The organism is Pseudomonas sp. GW822-FHT06B12 (assembly GCF_058799675.1).
This window is the reverse complement of sequence record NZ_JBXALR010000015.1, coordinates 19,412-40,015: the sequence shown is the minus strand read 5'-3', so window position 1 is coordinate 40,015 and position 20,604 is coordinate 19,412. Positions and strand designations below refer to the sequence as shown.

Sequence of the window (20,604 nt, the reverse complement as noted above, 5' to 3'; positions counted from 1 at the left end):
ACCTCAAGAAAGCCTCAGGTTCAGAACGATGCTCGAACGTGCCAAACACTTTTCCATCAAGCAGCTCGCCACCCAGGCGGGCGTCAGCAAGGCGACGGTCGATCGCGTGCTGCATCAGCGCGGCAGCGTGCATTACCAGACCCACCGCCGCATCGAGCAGGCTCTGAACGAATTGGAGGCTCAGGAAAAGAATGGATTGGCGGCGGGGCGGACCTTCCATGTCGACGTGATCATGCACACGCCGCAACGCTTCAGTGCGGCGGTGCAGGCGGCGATAACCGCGCAATTGGGCAGTCTGGCGCCGTTTCGCATCGCGCCGCGGTTTCACTTGTTTGAAGAAATCGAGCCGCAAGCGATGCACGACCAGTTGCTGCGCTGCGCAAGCACCGGCAGCCAGGGCGTGGTGCTGAAGGCCACCGACGAGCCGGCGGTGAACCTGGCGATCAAGCAGCTGGCCGCGGTCGGTATTCCGGTGGTCACGCTGGTCACTGACCTGCCGCACAGCGAGCGCATCGGCTATGTCGGCATGGACAACCGTACGGCCGGGCAGACCGCCGCCTATCTGCTGTCGCGATGGCTGGCACCACAGCCGCAGGACGTCGCCGTGGTCATCGGTAGCGAGCTGTTTCGCGGTGAAGAGGAGCGGGAGATGGGCTTTCGCATGTGGCTACGCAGCCGTGCCGCCCATTTGCGGGTGTTGGACATCAGCGGTGGCTACGGGGTTTACGAGCGTACCTTCGAGCGTGTGATCGAGGCGCTGAAACAGCACCCCGACCTCAAGGTGGTCTACAGCGTGGGCGGGGGCAACCGGGCGATTGTCGACGCGTTCGCCGCACTGAATCGGCCGCTTGAGGTGTTTATTGGCCACGACCTGGACGAGGAAAACCGCCAACTGCTGGCCGAGGAAAAAATCGCCGCGATCATCGACCACAACCTGCAGATCGATGCTCGCCACGTGTTCCTGCATATCCTGCAATTTCATCGCCTGTGGAAGGCCGGACCGATTGCGTCGTCACAGGTGCAGATCGTCACGCCGTTCAATTTGCCTTACTGACTCATCCTTTTTACGCCGGGCGCACGCCTTCGTACGCATCTTGCAGCAGTTGCCGAATGGCCTTTGCTTCTATCGGTCTTGGATTCCAGTAGGGGTTGGACAAGGCAATATCCGTCGCTCGATCCAGATCGGCTTCGGTCAAGCCCAGGTCCTTGAGCCGGGTCGGCGCACCCAGTGAACTGGACAGGTCGAACAGTGCCGCCGCCGGGCTGCACTCCTCAACGTTCAGCGCCCGGCAAATGCGCGACAGGCCCGGAGCGGCAGACTGGTTGTAGGCAATAGCGTGCGGCAGCACGATGGTATGGGTTTGTGCATGAGGCAAGTTGAAACTGCCGCCCAGGGTGTGGCAAAGCTTGTGATGCAACGCCATGCCGACGTTGCCGAGCACGGTGCCGCAGAGCCAGGCGCCATACAGGCAATCATCGCGGGCGTCGAGATCGCCTGGGTTTTTACGGATGGTTTTCATGCCGGCGGCGAGCGCCCGAATGCCTTCCTCGGCCATCAGCGACATGACCGGATTTCCATCCTGGGCATACAAACCTTCGGCGGCATGGGCAATGGCGTTCATGCCGCTGGTGATGGACATGTCGACGGGCAGGCTGACGGTGAGCTGCGAGTCGTAGATCACGGTTTTGGGCAGTACTCGCGGATCTTTGCCGGTGCGCTTGAGGCCATTTTCGGTCAGACCGAATACCGGCGTCATCTCGGATCCGGCATAGGTGGTAGGGATCGCCAGGATAGGCAATCCGGAATCCATCGCGATGGCCTTGCCAAGCCCTGTGGTGGAGCCGCCGCCAATCGCCACGGCGCAATCGGCGCCCAGTTTGCGTGCCAGTTCGCGGGCTTCACGGGCCGTTTCGATGGGCACGTGCATGACCGCCTTGTCGAAAATGTCCGCCGCGCGATCGCCCAGCAGTTGGGCGATATGTTCGGCTTGGGCGCGTTGTTCCGGCGTGCAGAGGACTAACGCGCGCTTGGCGCCCAGTCGATCGATTTCCGCTTCCAGCTGTTGCAGCGAACCTTGGCCGAAGATGACGCGCGACGGTTGACCGTTGTAAATAAAGGGGGGCGTGGACATAAGTCTATTCTCCGCAAACAGGTAGGGATGATGAGCTTTTGGCGACAGGGGTCGGCTGATAGGCAAACAACTGCCAATTCATTCCTGTCCTCAGCCAGACATTTAACGTTCGGTTCTGGATCGTTTTAGCCACGCCATGGGAAGTGATATCGGCAACCATCTCGCCAAAAACGATGGCGGTATCGCCTGACTGATGGACTTTATGAACGATGTGTTGAATGCGGTGATAGATAGAAAGTCCGTCACGCACGTTCTTCAAAAAGCTCTCGCGGTTATCCACTATGCCGCTGGAGTGGACATAACTGAGTTCGGGATGAAGCAGACGCTGAATGCTCTCGACGTCATGACGTTGCATCGCCTGATAACGTTGTTCTTCCAGCGCTGAAATCAACGCAGTGATGGACGGCTCGTTGCTCATGGGGCTCTCGCAATTGGAACGGGCAGGGGATGGACGACTACGCCTTCGCCAGGCAGAAATCGAATTCCAGGGTATAAAACGGATCGCTGCTGACCGTCCCGTCCGGCGTCTCGCCGGGAGGTTGTTGAGCCCAGTGGGTGATCAGTGAAGAACGCACGCCGAATACGGCATCGGAATCAAGGTAGGGATCACCTTCGCGGAAAACCTGGGTGGTCAACCGTTTGTAACCGGGTGCACTGATCACGAACTCCAGGTGCGCCGGGCGCCAGGCGTGGCGATTGAGCGCGGTGAGCATTGTGCCGACAGGACCGTCATGGAGTACGCGGTGGCTTTGCGGCACGACAGTGGAAAAAAAGTATCGGCCCGACGGGTCGGCATGTAGCAAGGCGCGGTCGGTGTCGCTCGCCACAGGATTATTCAAGTCGCCACCTGCCTGGCTGACCTGAATGGTAGCGGACGGCAGCGGATTGCCTTTTGCGTCACGAACGGCGCCACGCATGTACCCTTTGGCGCCGTGGAGCCCTGCACTGATGTCGGCGCCCAGGTCATACACCGTGGTGTTGTGAATCTGTGGCACGTCGAAGGCTGTCGCCTCAGTGCAACCCGACGGCTTCCTGTCATTCTGTGCCAGCACCAGGGTTGACAGACCCAACGTGTGTGACAGCAGCACAAACTCCTGGCGATCGGACGAGCAGGCCTTGCCCACTTGTTCGAGAAAATCGATGCCGCTTCGCCACTCTTCTTCCGTCAGTTTGATATCGCGAGCGAAGGCATGCAGATGTTGTACGAGGCTGGTCATTACCTCGCACAAGCGCGCATCAGCGGTGCTGCTATTACGCGCCAATACGGCTTGTGTAATGGTCGCTTCGTCCAGATTTCGCATCTTGACTCCTTGGTTTTCTTAAGCCCGAAGCACGCTTGGCGATTGCGAGAAACGTCTTGGGCCGCTCTTTTCAGGTCATAGCGCTGCACGTTATAGTTCCGCACAGCGTTGAAAAAGTCCGCCTACGAAATTCTTTATTTCATATATGAAAAAATAAAAACGGAGCACAGGATGGATCGGCTGACCGAACTGGAACTTTTTGTAACGACGGCGGAAGTCGGCACCCTGACCAAGGCGGCGGAAATACTCGGGCTGTCGAATGCCGCTGCAAGCAGGCACCTGGTGGCATTGGAGCAACGGCTCAACGTCAGGTTGATCGACCGCAACACGCGGCGCCTGGCCCTGACCAACTCCGGCCATCAGTTCTATGCGAGCTGCAAAAGCCTGCTCGGCGAATTGAAGGAAGCCGAGGCTTCGCTCAGCGAATCGCTGGTGCAGCCGGTTGGTACTTTGACGATTACCTCTTCAATCTCGTTTTGCATGCTGCATATTGCGCCGCTGATCCCGGCGTTTCGCAAGAAGTACCCACATATCACGGTCAAAGTGCTGGGTGAAAACCGCTATTACGACATTATCGACAGCGAAATCGATCTGGCGATCAGGACCAAGGAATACGAGCCGGATTCCAATATCACCATTCGCCGCCTCGCCGAAACGCGACGGGTGCTGGCCGCTTCACCGGGGTACCTGCAGCGAAAGGGCACGCCGAAGACCATCGACGATCTGGCCAATCACGATCTGTTGATTTACAGCCACGCCAACCAGCCCCGAGTCATGCGCTTTACCAGAGGCACTGAAGAACGCGTGGTCAAGGTCGACCCCATCCTGGAAACCAACGACGGGCAGATCGTTCGCGCTGCAGCCTTGGCCCATGGCGGCATCCTGGTACAACCGAAATACATCATTAATGCCGACCTGGTAGCGGGGCGTTTGATTCCGGTGCTGGATGATTGGGACTTGCCTCGCCTGACGATTAACATGGCTTTTCAAAGCCGTCGTTATATGCCGACCAAGCTGCGTGTATTCATCGACTTCCTACTCGCGGACTTTACCGAGCACGAATACGAACGCTACTGGACACGCTAAAGCAGTTTTCCGCTGGGCGGAATACACATTTATTATTTTAGTGGGTATTCAGTTTGGCGAGTGAAAACTATGCTCGGTCCTGCTTGATCAGTTGGACTTTTCTTGTTCACAGAAAAGTTGCTATTACCGTTTGAACAGTGCTCAACAGTACGACAATAAAGGCGTCAGCTTTCGCCTGCGCGTTTAAAAATAAATCTAATAATAAGGAAACGTTAAGTCCATGAAAAACTTTGCCAAGTGCACGGTTGTGGTCAGCTTTTGCCTGCTGGTTCCCAATTTATCAAATGCCGCCAATGAAGCCTTTGCCAGCGATTCGCGCTGGATGACCGGTGATTGGGCTGGCGTACGCAGTGACTGGCTGGACCAGGGAGTTGATATCGAACTGGGTTACACCGGGGAAATGGCCGTCAACGCGCGGGGCGGCTATGACAAGGATCATACGGCCCGCTGGACCGAGCAATACGCAGTGGGCTTCAAGGCCGACCTGCAAAAAATCCTCGGTTGGGAAAATTCGCAGTTCCAGTTCACCGTCACCGAGCGTGACGGGCGCAACCTGACCAACGATCGCATCGCTGATCCGCGAGTGGGAGGTTACTCCTCGAGCCAGGAGGTTTATGGTCGCGGGCAAACCTGGCGCCTGACGCAAATGTGGCTCAGTAAAGGCTGGCTGGACGGCGCGCTGGACCTGAAATTTGGCCGCTTCGACGAAGGCTCGGACTTCAACAGCTTCCCGTGCGACTTCCAGAGCACGCCGTTCTGCGGCGCCCAGGCGGCGAACTGGATTGGCGACATTTGGTACAACTGGCCTGTCAGCCAATGGGCCCTGCGCGCACGCTACCAGTTCGCTCCTGAGTGGTATGCACAGATTGGTGTATTCGAGCAGAACCCCTCGTATCTGGAAACCGGTAACGGCTTCAAGCTCAGTGGTAGCGGAACCAAAGGCGCGTTGATACCGGTTGAGTTGGTCTGGAGCCCGACGATCAACGCATTACCCGGAGAATATCGGTTGGGCTATTACAAGAGTACGGCCAAAGCCAATGACGTACTGGATGATCGCAATGGCAACCCCCAGCCCCTTAGCGGTGATCAGTTCAAACAACACTCCAGTCGTCACGGTTACTGGCTTGTCGCCCAGCAGCAATTGACTGCTCACGGTGGCGACAGTCAACGCGGACTTTCGGTGTTCGCCAACTTTACCGCACACGACAAGCAGACCAGCCAAGTCGATCATTTCATTCAGGCAGGCCTCGTTTACAAGGGGCTGTTCGATGGCCGGCCAAAAGATGATCTAGGCGTGGGCATCGCTCAGGTCCACACCAACCCGGACTATCGCCAGCGTGCCCGCTTGCAGAATGAACAGAATGGCATTACCGATTACGAGGATCCCGCCTATCTGCCCCTGCAGTACAACGAAGTGAGTAGCGAGATTTATTACGGCGTACACCTCACTGACTGGCTCACCGTACGGCCCAATCTGCAGTACGTGAAATATCCCGGTGGTGTACGCGAAATCGACGCCGCAGTGATCGCTGGGCTCAAGGTTCAGGCCAAGTTCTAGTCCAGCAATGCCCCGTCACGATCAATGGACCACGAACCGTGGCGGGGGCCGGCTACAGTTTTCCACTAGCCGGAAAACACATTTGCCGTAGAGGCATTTTTTTACCGTTTCAATGGCAGTAGTCTCAATCCCACTGAGCGTACAAATAATTTCAATAAAGGTTGACCTCATGTCCAACAATCAAAATGCCGCGAGTGCCTCGTCCAGGATTCTTTGGCGTATCGCAGCCATCACCACCATGGGGTCGTTGGGATTTGGTTACGACACCGGAGTGATCTCCGGGGCGCTGCCGTTCATGACGCTTGATGCCAGCCAAGGTGGCCTTGGCCTGACGCCCATGACGGAAGGGCTGGTGGCTTCCTCACTGATATTTGGTGGCGCTTTCGGCGCATTGTTCGCCGGTCAACTGTCTGATCGTTATGGTCGCCTCGGTGTGCTCAAGGTCCTGGCCATAGTGTTTGCACTGGGTGCGCTGGGTACCGCTGTAGCACCTGATATCTGGACCATGGTCATCACCCGTTTCATTCTGGGGATTGCCGTCGGCGGTGCGTCATCGACCGTTCCAGTGCTTATTGCTGAGTTGGCGGCCCCCAAACACCGCGGTCGGCTGGTGTGTCAGAGCGAGTTGATGATCGTCTCCGGACAGTGCCTGGCCTACATCACCAGCGCCGGCCTGGCGCACCTGTTCGACAGTCCGTTCATCTGGCGCTACATGCTCGCTATTGCGCTGATCCCGGCGGTGTTGTTGTACGTTGGAATGCATTTTGTGCCCACTTCACCTCGTTGGCTGGTCAGCAAAGGTCGCATTGCAGAAGCCAAGACCATCTTGGCCGGCATCCGTGACACCCAGCGCGAGGCGGACCGCGAGCTGAAGGAAATCATTGCCCAGTGCAACGTCGAACGGCACCACACCGACGTGCTTGGCAAGCTCAACGAGCCCTGGCTGCTCAAACTGCTGGCCATTGGTATCGGCCTTGGTTTCGTTATCCAGTTCACCGGCGTCAATGCGTTCATGTACTACACGCCGATGATTCTCAAAGAGACTGGGATGGGTACTAATGCCGCACTGATCGCAACGATCGGTAATGGCGTGGTGTCGGTGATCGCCACCATGGTCGGCATGTGGGTGATCAACCGCATGGGGCGGCGCTCGATGCTGCTGCTTGGGCTGACCGTCGTGGTGCTGGCGCAAATTTTCCTCGGTGTCGTGATCAACTTCATGCCGCATTCGCTGCTGCAAAGTTACCTGGCGTTGTCCGGCGTGCTGGTGTTCCTGTTCTTCATGCAAATGTGCATCGGCCCGGTGTATTGGCTGTTGATGTCGGAGCTGTTTCCGACCCACGCCCGGGGTTTGATGAATGGCATTTCAGTGAGCGTGTTCTGGATTTTCAACGCCATCGTCGCTTTCGCTTTCCCGGTCCTGCTGAGTGTGATGGGCGGCATGACCTTCTTCCTGTTCGCGGTGGTGAATATCGGCTCGATCATCTTCTGCACGTTGTGGTTGCCAGAGACCAAGGGGCTGACCCTGGAAGAAATCGAACAACAAATGAAGCAGCGCTTCAACGGCCGTAAATGGCGTGTAGCCGAAGTGCAAGCGTATTGAGAACTGCCATTGCGCATGCCTGCGCCCGGCCTGAATGCCTGCCGGCCTTCAAGAATAACGATCAAGGAACTCGAATCATGACTGCACACCTGGACACCGACATCGCCATTGGCGGCCTTTTCGAAGAGGAAAACTCCGCCGAAATCGTCAATGCTCGAATCTCTGCCGACGCCAACCCGCGCCTGGCAGAAGTGATGGCGGTACTGACCCGGCATCTGCATGCGGCCATCAAGGAAATCGAGCCAACCCACGAAGAGTGGTTCAAGGCCATCGAGTTCCTGACCAAGACCGGGCAAATGTGCACCGACTGGCGCCAAGAATACATTTTGCTGTCGGACGTGCTGGGCGTCACCATGTTGGTTGATGCGATAAACCATCGGCGGCCCATGGGCGCGACGCCCAATACTATTCTCGGCCCGTTCTATGTGGCCAATGCGCCGCACTACGAGAACGGCGCGAACATCTGCCTGGACGGCAAGGGCGAACCGACACTGGTCAGCGGGCGGGTGCTGGATACGGCCGGCCGGCCGATTGCCGGCGCGACCCTGGATGTCTGGCAGACCAACGACGATGGCTTCTACGACGTGCAGCAAAAAGGTGTGCAGCCGGACTACAACCTGCGCGGGCTGTTTACCAGCGATGCCGATGGCTACTACGCATTCCGTACGGTCAAACCGCGCCATTACCCAATACCTGCCGATGGTCCCGTAGGCAAGTTACTGGGTGATCTGGGTCGACACCCGAACCGCGCAGCGCATCTGCATTTCATCGTCACCGCTAAAGGTTACGACCAAGTCGTCACGCATATCTTCACGCCCGACTGCCAGTACTTGCACGAGGACACCGTGTTTGGCGTGAAGAAAGAATTGATCGCCGAGTTCACGACTCAAAGCGATCCGGCAGTCGCCGAACGTTACGAGTTACCCGTGCCGTTCCTGGCGGTCAATTGGGACTTCGTCCTGACCCCGGCCTGATTAAACGACAGCTGCTAGCGACCGTCCTCAAACCACTCACTCAAAAGTGATCGTCATGCCAAATAACAATATTGAACTGCTTGCCGCTTATTGGACCCTCGCTGGCGATACGTACCCCGGCGCATCCAGCGAGATCAGTCCATTTTCCTTGCAGGACCGTGCACAAGCCGCCTCGAAAGCCGGTTGGAAAGGCATGGGCCTGGTGCACGCCGACCTTGTGCACAACGTCGCCAAGCTAGGTATTTCTACGGTGCGCAACATCCTCCAGGACAATGGTATCAAGCACCTGGAAGTCGAGTTCTTGACTGACTGGCACCTGGATGGGGAACGCCGCGCGACCTCGGACAAGATCCGCGACGAACTACTGGAAGTCGCCGGCGAACTCGGTGCGCGTAGCCTCAAAGTCGCCGCCGGCTTATTCGAAGATGGGCCGCCCGACGTACCACGCATGCGTGAAACCTTTGCTCTGTTGTGCGACCGGGCCCAGCCCTTCGGCGTCAATGTGGTGATCGAGTTTCTGCCGTTTTCCAGCGTGCGCACCATCGATCTCGCCATAGCAGTGGCCGAGGGCGTACGCCCCAACGGCGGCCTGTTGGTCGACACCTGGCACGTTGCGCGGGGCGGTATGAGCTTCGACGAAATCGCCAAGATTCCGCTGGAGCTGATCAAGTCCATCGAGTTGGATGACGCCAACCACGCTATCGTCGAAACGTTGTTCAACGACTCCACGCACTACCGTAAATGCTGCGGCGAAGGCCAACTCGACGTGCCGGACTTTATTCAGCAAGTGGTCAATGTCGGCTACAACGGGCCTTGGGGAGTCGAACTGATCTCCGCTGAGCTGCGCAAGCTGCCGCTGGAAGTGGCGGCGAAGAAAGCCTTTGACACAACCATCGCGCAATTCGAAGGGATCAAGTTCCCGAATTGATGCGTTGAAGCCCATTGAAGTTTTGCTCGTCTACAACAACGAACAGTAGCGTTTCCAGGAGATACAAAATGGTAGGTATCGCAGTTCTCGGCGCCGGTCGTATCGGCAAGATCCACGCAGCCAACGTGGCTGCCAGCAAGTTTGCCAAGCTCGTCGTGGTCGCGGATCCGTTCGGCGATGCGGCTCAGAGCCTGGCCGACGCATTTGGCGCCGACGCCATGCTCGACTGCGAAGCGGCGATCGATCGCGACGATGTCCAGGCCATCGTCATCGGCACCCCGACTCACACCCATATCAGCCTGATGCTGCGCGCCGTGCGCCAGGGCAAAGCGGTGCTGTGCGAGAAGCCGATCGACCTGGACATGGCCAAGAGCCTGGCCGCGGTAGAGGAAGTGGAGCGCCTCAATGGTCGGGTCATGCTGGCGTTCAACCGCCGCTTCGAGTCCACGTTCGCTGAAATGCGTGCAGCCATCGACGCCGGCGATATCGGCGAAGTGCGCCAAGTGATTATCAGCAGCCGCGATCCTGGTCTGGCACCTGAAGACTACATCCAGCATTCGGGCGGTATCTTCCGCGACATGACCATCCACGACCTGGACATCGGTCGCTGGTTGCTGGGCGAGGAACCGGTCGAACTGACTGCCATCGGCAGCCGTTTGATCGATCCGCAGATGATGGAAAAGTACGACGACTACGACACCGCCATGGTGCAGATGCAAACGGCGTCGGGCAAGCAGTGCCATATCAACAACTGCCGCCAGGCGGTTTATGGCTACGACCAGCGCATCGAAGTGTTCGGCTCCAAGGGCATGCTGCAGATGGATAACTTGCGCCCGACGACAATCCGTCGCTGGAACCAGGACGTTACCGATGCGCGCGAACCGCTGCTGAACTTCTTCCTTGAGCGTTATCAGCAAGCCTACAAAGCCGAACTCGATGCCTATATCGAAGCGCTGGTGAAGGGCACTCCGATGCCGACCACCGTGCAGGATGGCCTCAAGGCCTTGCAGCTGGCCGATGCCGCGGTCGAATCGGTCAAGACCGGGCGCGCAGTCAGGCTCTGAACTTGAACGGTCATTGGCTATCTCGGACAAGAACATCTGGAGAACATCATGTCCTACAAGCTTGAGAGTGGCGCCACTATTGGTGTGGCCTGCCTGGGGATTACCCACCCACACACGTCGGGCCGCGTCAAAGCCTTCAAGCGCATACCCGGCGTGCAGTTTCTTGGCGCCTACGACGACAGCCCTTTGCTAGATCCGTTCTGCGATGCGCTGGACTTGCAGGCACGCAGCAAGGAAGAAATCCTCGCCGACCCGAACGTGCATGTGGTGTTGGTGCACCCCAAGAGCTACCTGATGGCCGACTGGGCCATCGAAGCGCTGGAGGCCGGCAAGGCGGTGCTCTGCGAGAAACCGGCGGGCCGCGGCACCATCGACACCACTCGCATCGTTGACGCGGTCGAGCGTACCGGCGGGTTGTTCCAGGTCGGCTACTGCTGGCGCTACGCGCCGTCGGTGGAAAAAATGCAGCAGGTTTTGCAGAGCGGTGAAATCGGCAAGGTGCTACAGGTTCGTGCGCATGCTGGTTGCTCCCACGATGAGGCCGACACCAATCACATGAAACAACCGGGCGACCGTGGCGGTGCCTTTTATGTGATTGGCTGCCACACCATCGACCGTTTGCTGCTGCACTTCGGCATGCCCAAATCGGTCAATGCGCGGATTACCAAATTCGCCGGGCAGATGAGCGATTCTGCGCGCGAGGACGCGGTGGGTGCGGTGCTCAACTACGATGACAAATTGATCACCATCGACTTTATGTCCTGGGACCCCATGCCCTGGACCGAGAGCTGGGACATTACCGCCTACGGCACCCACGGGGTGATGCATTCCACGCCGATGCCAGCGTCGTACAAGCTTTACCACGATGGCAAGAACGGCCATCAGCAAGGCTGGACACACTGGAACGAGAACAGCTTTCCGGAGATCTGGGCGGTGCGCAAAACCGTCTATTCCCCGGAAATCGCCGAGATCGGTAACCCGGTGTACTTCGATCGTGAAGCCGCTGCCTTCGTCCAGTCGTTGCGCACCGGCAGTCCTTCGACGGTGCCGGCCAGCCAGGCGCATAACATCAACGTGATACTCGAAGCGTTGTTCGAGTCCGCTGAGTTGAATGGCCAGGAAGTCATCCTGGCTCAATAGCGACGTGTAGTTCTGTAGGCGAAAGTCCCGTAGGCGAAATACCCCTTCCGGCTCTGTAAACAGAGCCGGAAGGGCAGTTGCATCCCCGAGAAATGCCAACAACAAAAAAAAAGAGGACACCATGCACAAGATCATCAAGGTTGCCGCGGCAGTATTGTTGGGCCTGGCCGTCAGTGCCTGCTCGAAAAATGAAACCAGCACCAAGGGTACGATTGGCATTGCCATGCCCTCGAAAACCGAAGCGCGATGGGTTTCAGACGGTAGCAGCATCGTCGACTCGTTGAAGAAACTCGGTTACGACACCGACTTGCAGTATGCCCAGTACGAAGCGCCGACCCAGCTGTCGCAAATCGAAAACATGATGGTCAAGGGCATCAAGGGCCTGATCGTCGCGCCGATCGATGGCACCACCATGGCCGATGTGCTCAAGCAGGCCAAGGAAAAAGGCATCAAGGTCATTTCCTATGATCGCCTGATCCGCAACACCAAAGACTTCGACTACTACGTCACCTTCGACAACTACCGGACCGGCGTGCTGCAAGGGCAATCTATCGTCGACAGGTTGCAGCTCAAACAAGGCAAGGGCCCGTTCAACCTGGAAATCTTTGCCGGCTCCACGGACGACAACAACGCCCATGTGGTGTACGCGGGGGTGATGTCGCAGCTCAAGCCCTACATCGACAGCGGCAAGCTGGTTATTCGCAGCGGCCAGCAGGACTTGGACAAAGTGGCCACGCCGAACTGGGACGGTGCCCAGGCCCAGGCACGCATGGATAACCTGCTCAGCGCCTTCTACGGCACCGCCCACCTGGACGCGGTACTGGCCATGAACGATCAGATCGCCAATGGCGTGGTGTCTTCATTGCGGGGTGTGGGATATGGCGCGGGCAAGGCAGCGATGCCGATCGTGACCGGCCAGGATGCCGAGATTTCCAGCATCAAGTCGATCATTCGCGGCGACCAGTCCTCGACCATCTTCAAGGACACCCGCGCCCTCGCCGAAGCCGCCGCGCAGATGATGGACGCGACCTTGAGTGGCAAGACCGTGATGGTCAACGACTCCACGTCCTACGACAACGGCTCCATGATCGTGCCGACCCAGTTGCTGACCCCGCAACTGGTCGATGGCAACAACTGGCAGAAAGTCCTCGTCGATGACACCAAGTTCTACACGCCTGAGCAGTTGCGCTAAGGCAACCCTCGAACGGTGCGTGCTGGCAGGAGAGAAAAATGACAAAAACAATTCTCGATATGCGTGATATCCAGAAATGCTTTGGCCCGGTGAAGGCACTCAGCCGGGTCAACCTCAAGGTCGGCGATGGCGAAATCCATGCGATCTGCGGTGAGAATGGCGCTGGCAAATCGACCCTGATGAAGATCCTCAGCGGCGTTTATCCGCATGGCAGCTTCACCGGCGAAATCGTCTTCGATGGTGCGCCGCGAACGTTCCAGGGGTTGCGCGACAGTGAGGCGCTGGGCATCTGCATTATTCACCAGGAATTGGCCCTGGTGCCGATGCTGTCGATCACCGAGAACCTGTTCCTCGGCAACGAGATCGCCCGTCATGGTGTGATCGACTGGGATGAAGCGCACCAGCGGGCCCGCGAGTTACTCGCCCGGGTCGGCCTCGATGCCCGGCCGCAGACCCTGGTGGGCAACCTCGGCATCGGTCAGCAGCAGATGGTGGAAATCGCCAAGGCGCTGGCCAAGGACGTACGCCTGCTGATTCTTGACGAGCCGACTGCGAGCCTCAACGAAAAGGACAGCGACACCTTGCTCAAGCTGATGCTCGAGCTCAAAGGGCGTGGCATCACCTCGATCATCATCTCGCACAAGCTCAACGAGATTGGACGGGTGGCGGACGAGATCACGGTGATCCGTGATGGCAGTACCGTCGACGTCATCGACTGTCGTGCCGAGCCTATCGATGAAGGCCGGGTGATCCGCTCCATGGTCGGCCGCGAACTCTCGGACCGTTATCCGAAGCGTGTTCCTGCCATTGGCGAAACCCTGTTCGAGGTTGAAGGCTGGTCGGTCGGCGACCCGGAGCACCCCGGGCGCGACCGCATCCGCAATATCAATTTCCACGTGCGTCGGGGTGAGGTGGTGGGCATTGCCGGGTTGATGGGCGCTGGCCGTACCGAATTCGCCATGAGTGTATTTGGCTGCTCCTATGGCTCGAACATCCGTGGCAAGGCGCGTCTGGAAGGGCGAGAAGTCGACCTCGGCACTGTGCGCAAGGCCATCGATCATGGTTTGGCCTACGCCACCGAAGACCGCAAGGGCGCTGGCCTGGTACTGGGAGAAAGCATCACCCGCAATACCAGCATGGCCAACCTGGCCGCCGTGTCCAAACGCTGGGTGATGAACGAACTGGCCGAGACTGCGGTGGCGGTCGATTTCCAGACCCGTCTACGCATTCGCAGCCCGGACGTTTTGCAGACGGTAGACAAACTCTCAGGGGGTAACCAGCAGAAGGTCGTGCTGGGTAAATGGCTGTTCTCCGATCCCAAGGTTTTGATCCTGGACGAGCCCACTCGCGGCATCGATGTCGGTGCCAAGTACGAGATTTACGCGGTGGTCAATCAGGTGGTTAGCGAGGGTAGGGGCGTCGTCATGATCTCTTCGGAAATGCCTGAGCTGCTGGGTACCTGTGACCGGATTTATGTGATGAATGAAGGGCGCTTTGTCGGCGAGTTTCCGATCGCAGAGGCATCGCAGGAAAAAATCATGCACGCAATTATGAAAAATGAGGTGATCCAGTGAGCGAAGTAAGCGTACCTCTCACATCCAAACCAACGGCGCTCACGTCATTCAAGCGCGGCGCGCGCGAATACGGTCTGCTGGCATCGTTGATCGTCATCATGGTGTTCTTCCAGGTGGCCACCGGCGGGGCGCTGATGCAGCCGCTCAACCTCACCAACCTGTTGTTGCAAAACAGCTACATCGTGGTCATGGCGCTGGGCATGCTGATGGTGATCGTCTGCGGCCACATCGACCTCTCGGTCGGTTCGGTGGTTGGCGTGATCGGCGCGCTTGCCGCCGTGCTGATGGTTCAGTATCGATTGGACTTCTTCACCGTAACGGTGATTTGCCTGGCGGCGGGTGCACTGATTGGTGCGGCGCAGGGTTACTGGGTGGCGGTGTGGGGCATGCCGTCGTTCATCGTCACCCTGGCCGGCATGTTGATCTTTCGTGGCGCCACCATCGCGATTTCCCAGGGGCAATCGATCGGCCCTTTTCCACCGGCTTTTTCGGCGATCAGTTCAGGCTTTATCCCGGACGTCTTTGCCAGTGAAAACCTGCGCATGACCTCCTTGCTGCTGGGTATAGCTGTCGCAGCGGCGTTCTGGGTGGTCGAGTATCGCAGTCGTAAACGCACCCTCAAGAGCGGCGGCAATGTCGCCCCCATGACCCTGTTCGCGCTGAAGAATGGCCTCGTCGCGGTGCTCATCGTGTACTTCTGCTACCTGCTCTCGACCTACCGCGGCATCCCTACGGTGCTGGTGATCATGAGCGTGTTGATCGGTGCGTACACCTTCATCATGAACCGCACCGTGATCGGCCGTTGGATCTATGCAGTGGGTGGCAACCTTAAAGCCGCCAAATTGTCGGGGATCAACACTTCTCGGGTGACTTTCTTCGCCTTCGTCAACATGGGCGTGCTGGCTGCGGTGGCGGGGCTGATTTTCGTCGCTCGCCTTAACAGCGCGACGCCGCGCGGCGGCACCGGGTTCGAGCTGGATGTTATCGCTGCGGTGTTTATCGGTGGCGCTTCGGCGTCCGGCGGGGTTGGCAAGGTGGTCGGCGTGGTGATCGGCGCCTTCATCATGGGTGTGCTGAACAACGGCATGTCGATCATGGGTATTGGCATCGACTACCAACAGATGATCAAAGGCGCTGTGTTGCTGGCGGCGGTATTTGTAGACGTATATCAGAAGAGCAAGGGTTGATATGGCAGGCATGACCGACACCGCAGGGAGACATCAATGATCAAGCACATTGTTATGTGGAACCTGGAAGGTGAGACGCCTGAAGAAAACAGGCAGGCTTGCCTGTTCCTCAAAGAACGTTTTGAAGGGCTTGCCGGGTTGATTCCCGGGCTGTTGAAGATCGAGGTCGGCGTGGATATCAGTCGTATCGATTATGCATGCGACGTGGTGCTTTATACCGAGTTTGATTCACAGGAGACGCTGGATGCCTACGCCTCCCACCCTGAGCATTTGCGGGTGAGAGGTGAGTTGGGTAATTCACGTATTGCGCGGCATCAGGTCGACTACGTGTGCACCTAAGTACGACAGGCCCAATAGAATAACTTGGAACTTCTCCTTTTTTTGCTCTTGATGCACCTCAAAAACAAGCCCGGAATTGAGTCTTTTCCTGCTTCGGTAAGAAAAGAAACCCCTTGGATTTCAATGGGTAGGACGCTAGATACGAGTCTCGTTTCCCGCTCCAAGCATTAAAAAATGGATCACTAAAAAGAGATCCATTTTTTTCGTCCAAAGAAAAGTGAATCGCCCCGGGTTTCGTAGACACCTCTATGCCTAAGAATGAGGCCAATCAGGAGGTGCCATGAGCAACCCGCGTTACACCGAAAAATTCAAAATCCAAGCGGTCAATCAAGTGACCGAAAAACAGCTTCCCGTTGCAGACGTGGCGGCACGCCTTGGTGTATCGGCTCACAGTCTTTATGCGTGTCAAGCGGCTGACCCATCGCTGGCTTGTCCTCCCGACAAGGTGAAACACAGGGGGATCCCATTCGCATCGCAGAGCATGTGAATCTTGGTGGTGAGGCCTCTGCGACTGCGGCCCAGAGCATGATCTAGCGGTTCTTCAGACCCCCTTTTTTCCCGGCACCGGAAGAGGCTCGGGTTGCGCGTACCGCTGTGGAGTCGATCATCCAGGTGTCCAGATCAATCAACCCTTGCTCGTTGAGCCTGACGTGCAAGCGTTTGAGCATCTGGTCAAACGCACCTCGATTTCGCCAGTCGCGAAAGCGCTGATAAACCGTTGACCAAGGGCTGAACCGTTCAGGCATATCGCGCCAAGCGGCGCCTGAACCCAGAGGATGCCGTTGAGCATCAGTCGGTCGTTGTTTCGTGGACGTCCAGTTTTCTGATCCTGGGCGATTAGGTCCTTGATCATTTCCCAGGATGAATCGCTGAGTTCGTATCGCTTTGGCATCAGGGGCTCCTGCCGTTGATGGCGGCGATTTTACACATCCAGGCATTTCAAGGGATTTCGTACAGAACCTAGTCCCTGTCACCACAGGCAGGTTTTTGCCTGCTTGCTTCCGATTTGGTGATTCTCACCCTGGGGGCTCTTTGTAAGAACACCAAAAGGCATCGGTTCACATGGGGGGCTGAGCAGTGTGCGAACTGGCACGCATACAGGGAAAGTACGAAGAGGTTTTATTCCAAAATGTGCACTTATCGCAACGCCGATTAGAATGAATGTTTTGTCTGTTTTGATTTTTTGAAATGTTTGTTCCAATAAAAAACTTGGCTTAGTTATCCAGTCTAAGCGGCAATGCCGTTTTGTACCGAACCTGCTTTAACGAAAGGCTCGATCGAATTTTTTCCACTTCTGGCATGGGCGACAACCGCTCAATGATGAAGTGTTCCAACGCATTCATGTCGGGCATCACGACTCTGATTAGGTAGTCAGTATCGCCTGTCATGAGGTAGCACTCCATCACCTCGTCGCACTCACAGATCCTCCGTTCAAAGTTCTGTAGCGCTTCGCGGCCTTGCTGTTTGAGGCTGATGGAGATGAAGACGTTGAGGCGTAAACCCAAGTGTTCAGGCGCTAGTAGGGCAACGTATTCCCTAATGCAACCTGATGCTTCCAAGGCTTTGACACGTGTCAAGCAGGGTGACGGAGATAGATGAACCCGCTTCGCCAGTTCCACATTGGATAGGTTGCTATCTTTCTGTAACTCTCGGAGAATCTTCAAGTCGGTGCTGTCAAAGTTCATTGTGCTTCAACTTTTATGATATTGAGATGTTTGTGCTGCCAAAGCGAAATATTGATATTTAGAACGGTCAAATATTTCGCCTTCCTCGGAATAGACTATTAAAAAAATGAGGAGGTGCCAATGAACCGTTTCGATTCCGTAGTTCCAGTAGCTGCGGCAGCAGCGCAGAGCCAGATAGATCTCGAAGAGTTACTTGAATGGCGTGAGGCGCTTCAGTCACTGGTTGCCAATTCTGGGCCTGAGCGGGCCAAGGTGATTCTCGATATGCTGGCTGATGTTGCTCGCGATCCGGCGGTCGCTTGGCACCCGGTCCACGGATCCCCCTACGTAAATAGCATTCCCGTTGAACAGCAGCCTGGGTTTCCCGGTGATCTGGCCACCGAGGAGCGTCTCGCCTCAATCATGCGCTGGAATGCTTTGGCAATGGTGGTGAGAGCTAACCAGGCATACGGAGAACTCGGGGGGCATATCGCCAGTTATGCCAGCGCGGCAGATCTGTTTGAGGTTGGCTTTAACCATTTCTTCCGTGCTCGTACTGATACCTTCGGCGGTGATCTGGTTTTCTATCAGCCCCATTCGGCACCCGGCATTTACGCTCGTGCTTTTCTTGAAGGGCGGTTGACTGAGAACGATCTTGGACACTACCGCCAGGAGATCGGAGCGCTCAAGGTTGGAGCCAAAGGGTTGTCGAGCTACCCGCACCCTTGGTTGATGCCTGATTTTTGGCAGTTCCCAACAGGGTCTATGGGTATTGGTCCTATCAGTTCGATTTTCCAGGCGCGTTTCATGCGTTACCTGCAGCATCGCGGTTTGCAAGATACTTCCGGTCGCCATGTCTGGGGAGTATTCGGCGATGGAGAAATGGACGAGCCTGAAAGCATGTCGGCCCTTACGTTGGCCGCTCGAGAGGGCTTGGACAATCTGACTTGGGTGGTCAACTGTAACCTGCAACGTCTGGATGGCCCGGTACGGGGAAATGGTCGGATCATCGACGAGTTGGAGTCCTTGTTCAGTGGTGCGGGATGGAATGTCATCAAGCTTGTCTGGGGATCGGACTGGGATGGCCTGCTGGCGAGAGACGAAGACGGGTCTTTGGTTCGTACTCTGTCTCAGACAGTAGATGGTCAATTCCAGACTTTCGCTGCCAAGGATGGCGCGTATAACCGAGAACATTTTTTTGGGCAAAGCGAAGCGTTGACCAAACTCGCGCAGGGTTTGAGTGATGAGCAGATTGATCGTCTCAAGCGTGGTGGCCATGACATGGTCAAGATCTACGCTGCGTACCGCGCGGCCAGTCTCGAAAAAGGGAGGCCGACGGTAATCCTTGCCCAGACCAAGAAGGGCTTTGGCATGGGCGAAGCTGGACAAGGAAAAATGACCACTCACCAGCAGAAAAAGCTGGATCGTAATACGCTGATTGCCTTTCGTAATCGCTTCCAGTTGCCATTGTCGGATGAGCAAGCGGAGTCGCTTAGCTTCTATAAGCCGGCAGACGACAGTGCGGAAATACGTTATCTGCATCAGCGTCGCGAAGCCCTCGGAGGTTATATGCCGACCCGGGGTCAGGTGGCCGCAGAGGTACCCGTACCACCGATGTCGGGCTATGCAGGTTTCGCAACCCAGGCTGAAGGCAAAGAGATGTCTACGACAATGGCCTTCGTGCGGATGCTCAGTAATCTGCTCAAAGACAAACAGTTGGGGCCACGCATCGTACCGATTGTTGCCGACGAGGCTCGGACCTTCGGTATGGCCAACTTGTTCAAGCAGATCGGTATCTACTCAAGCGTTGGACAGCAATATGAGCCGGAGGACATTGGTTCAATTCTCAGCTATCGCGAGGCTACCGACGGGCAGATTCTTGAGGAGGGTATCAGCGAGGCGAGCGCCATCAGTTCCTGGGTAGCGGCGGCTACCAGTTACTCAGCTCATGGCCTGCGAATGCTGCCTTTCTATATCTACTACTCAATGTTTGGCTTCCAGCGGGTGGGTGATTTGATCTGGGCTGCTGCGGATCAACGTGCACGAGGTTTCCTGTTGGGAGCTACCGCAGGTCGTACAACATTGGGTGGGGAGGGGTTGCAACATCAGGATGGCACAAGCCACTTGATCGCCTCCACAGTACCTAACTGCCGCGCTTATGACCCCGCGTTCGCCGGCGAGTTTTCGGTAATTCTTGATCACGGCATGCGTCAGATGCTGGAGCGTCAGGTTGACGAGTTTTATTACGTCACCCTGATGAACGAAAACTATCCGCAGCCAAATCTTCCGGTTGGCGTCGAGCAAGCGATCATCCGCGGCATGTATCGTTTTGCTGAGCAGTCGCTGTCCGAGGCTAAAGGAAAAGTGCGCTTGATCGGTTCTGGGACGATCCTGCGTGAAGCCATTGCTGCGGCTGAATTGTTGGCTAGCGATTGGCAGATCGAGAGTGAGATCTGGAGCGTGACCAGTTTCAGCGAGCTGGCTCGCGAGTCACGAGATGTGGAGCGTTGGAATCACCTGCATCCGCAGCAGTCAGCCAGGCAAAGCCATCTTGCCGAGTGTCTGCCAAACGGCGCACCGGTGATTGCTGCATCTGACTATGTACGTGCCGTTCCACAGCTGATCGGCTCTTACATCGAATCACGTTATACCGTGCTCGGCACAGACGGATTTGGTCGCAGTGATACTCGGGCAGCCCTGCGCGATTTCTTTGGGGTCGATCGTCATCACATCGTGTTAGCCGCTCTGACGGCACTGGCCGATGAGGGGGGGCTGGATCGGCATATCTGCGCAGCGGCTATCGAACGCTACAGCCTCGATGTTGAAAGCGCCGCCTCCTGGAACTGCTGATGTTGGCGTTGA

At 56.9% G+C, this 20,604-nt stretch carries 17 protein-coding genes and 2 pseudogenes; 14 read left to right on the top strand and 5 right to left on the bottom strand.

Annotated features, from left to right (window positions below; translation table 11 throughout):
- Positions 1-28 precede the first annotated feature (28 nt).
- Positions 29-1,054 (top strand): LacI family DNA-binding transcriptional regulator, encoded by a 1,026-nt coding sequence (locus AC1RKH_RS25465; RefSeq protein ID WP_493061833.1) that lies wholly within the window; start codon positions 29-31, stop codon positions 1,052-1,054.
- A 10-nt stretch (positions 1,055-1,064) separates the two neighbouring features.
- On the opposite strand, the gene AC1RKH_RS25460 is transcribed toward AC1RKH_RS25465, so the two are convergent.
- From AC1RKH_RS25460 to AC1RKH_RS25450, 3 genes are read right to left on the bottom strand one after another with little or no spacing between them, the layout of a single operon-like run.
- On the bottom strand, positions 1,065-2,132 hold the full coding sequence (locus AC1RKH_RS25460; RefSeq protein WP_493061834.1) for a maleylacetate reductase: 1,068 nt from the start codon (positions 2,130-2,132) through the stop codon (positions 1,065-1,067).
- Positions 2,133-2,136: 4 nt separating this feature from the next.
- Complete coding sequence (locus AC1RKH_RS25455; RefSeq protein WP_493061835.1) at positions 2,137-2,550, bottom strand: nuclear transport factor 2 family protein; 414 nt, start codon at positions 2,548-2,550, stop codon at positions 2,137-2,139.
- Positions 2,551-2,587: 37 nt separating this feature from the next.
- A complete protein-coding gene (locus AC1RKH_RS25450; protein WP_493061836.1) occupies positions 2,588-3,433 on the bottom strand; it encodes a dioxygenase in 846 nt (281 codons plus the stop codon).
- Between the two features lie 171 nt (positions 3,434-3,604).
- On the opposite strand from AC1RKH_RS25450, the gene AC1RKH_RS25445 reads away from it, so the two are divergent.
- The 12 genes and pseudogenes from AC1RKH_RS25445 to AC1RKH_RS25390 all read left to right on the top strand — a co-directional run.
- Complete coding sequence (locus AC1RKH_RS25445; RefSeq protein ID WP_493061837.1) at positions 3,605-4,519, top strand: LysR family transcriptional regulator; 915 nt, start codon at positions 3,605-3,607, stop codon at positions 4,517-4,519.
- A 220-nt stretch (positions 4,520-4,739) separates the two neighbouring features.
- Positions 4,740-6,077, top strand: a complete 1,338-nt coding sequence (locus AC1RKH_RS25440) for a carbohydrate porin (protein ID WP_493061838.1) — start codon at positions 4,740-4,742, stop codon at positions 6,075-6,077.
- A gap of 145 nt (positions 6,078-6,222) precedes the next feature.
- The gene (locus AC1RKH_RS25435) at positions 6,223-7,680 is read left to right on the top strand and encodes a sugar porter family MFS transporter (protein WP_493061874.1); all 1,458 of its coding nucleotides are present in this window, start codon (positions 6,223-6,225) and stop codon (positions 7,678-7,680) included.
- Between the two features lie 77 nt (positions 7,681-7,757).
- Positions 7,758-8,654 (top strand): intradiol ring-cleavage dioxygenase, encoded by an 897-nt coding sequence (locus AC1RKH_RS25430; RefSeq protein WP_493061839.1) that lies wholly within the window; start codon positions 7,758-7,760, stop codon positions 8,652-8,654.
- Between the two features lie 55 nt (positions 8,655-8,709).
- Positions 8,710-9,582: a sugar phosphate isomerase/epimerase family protein gene (locus AC1RKH_RS25425; RefSeq protein ID WP_493061840.1), complete on the top strand. Its 873-nt coding sequence runs from the start codon at positions 8,710-8,712 to the stop codon at positions 9,580-9,582.
- Positions 9,583-9,650: 68 nt separating this feature from the next.
- Complete coding sequence (gene iolG / locus AC1RKH_RS25420; RefSeq protein WP_059407673.1) at positions 9,651-10,646, top strand: inositol 2-dehydrogenase; 996 nt, start codon at positions 9,651-9,653, stop codon at positions 10,644-10,646.
- Between the two features lie 12 nt (positions 10,647-10,658).
- Complete coding sequence (locus tag AC1RKH_RS25415) at positions 10,659-11,786, top strand: Gfo/Idh/MocA family protein (RefSeq protein ID WP_493061875.1); 1,128 nt, start codon at positions 10,659-10,661, stop codon at positions 11,784-11,786.
- A 121-nt stretch (positions 11,787-11,907) separates the two neighbouring features.
- Positions 11,908-12,978 (top strand): multiple monosaccharide ABC transporter substrate-binding protein, encoded by a 1,071-nt coding sequence (gene chvE, locus AC1RKH_RS25410; RefSeq protein ID WP_493061841.1) that lies wholly within the window; start codon positions 11,908-11,910, stop codon positions 12,976-12,978.
- Between the two features lie 38 nt (positions 12,979-13,016).
- Positions 13,017-14,552 carry a multiple monosaccharide ABC transporter ATP-binding protein gene (gene mmsA, locus AC1RKH_RS25405; protein WP_493061842.1) on the top strand — a complete coding sequence of 512 codons (1,536 nt, stop codon included), beginning with the start codon at positions 13,017-13,019 and terminating at the stop codon, positions 14,550-14,552.
- Positions 14,549-15,739: a multiple monosaccharide ABC transporter permease gene (mmsB, locus tag AC1RKH_RS25400; RefSeq protein WP_493061843.1), complete on the top strand. Its 1,191-nt coding sequence runs from the start codon at positions 14,549-14,551 to the stop codon at positions 15,737-15,739. Before mmsA ends, mmsB begins: the two co-directional genes overlap by 4 nt.
- 36 nt (positions 15,740-15,775) lie before the next feature.
- Complete coding sequence (locus AC1RKH_RS25395) at positions 15,776-16,078, top strand: Dabb family protein (RefSeq protein ID WP_493061844.1); 303 nt, start codon at positions 15,776-15,778, stop codon at positions 16,076-16,078.
- Between the two features lie 280 nt (positions 16,079-16,358).
- Positions 16,359-16,481, top strand: a pseudogene (locus tag AC1RKH_RS25390) (transposase); the annotation flags it as partial.
- Between the two features lie 5 nt (positions 16,482-16,486).
- On the opposite strand, the pseudogene AC1RKH_RS25385 reads toward AC1RKH_RS25390, so the two are convergent.
- A pseudogene (locus AC1RKH_RS25385) lies at positions 16,487-16,970 on the bottom strand (IS5 family transposase); the annotation flags it as partial.
- Positions 16,971-17,292: 322 nt separating this feature from the next.
- Entirely contained in the window at positions 17,293-17,763 is a 471-nt protein-coding gene (locus AC1RKH_RS25380; protein ID WP_493061845.1) for an Lrp/AsnC family transcriptional regulator, read from the bottom strand.
- A 120-nt stretch (positions 17,764-17,883) separates the two neighbouring features.
- Here AC1RKH_RS25380 and mdeB point away from each other — a divergent pair, with 120 nt between their 5' ends.
- Positions 17,884-20,592 (top strand): alpha-ketoglutarate dehydrogenase, encoded by a 2,709-nt coding sequence (mdeB, locus tag AC1RKH_RS25375; RefSeq protein WP_493061846.1) that lies wholly within the window; start codon positions 17,884-17,886, stop codon positions 20,590-20,592.
- Positions 20,593-20,604: the final 12 nt, after the last annotated feature.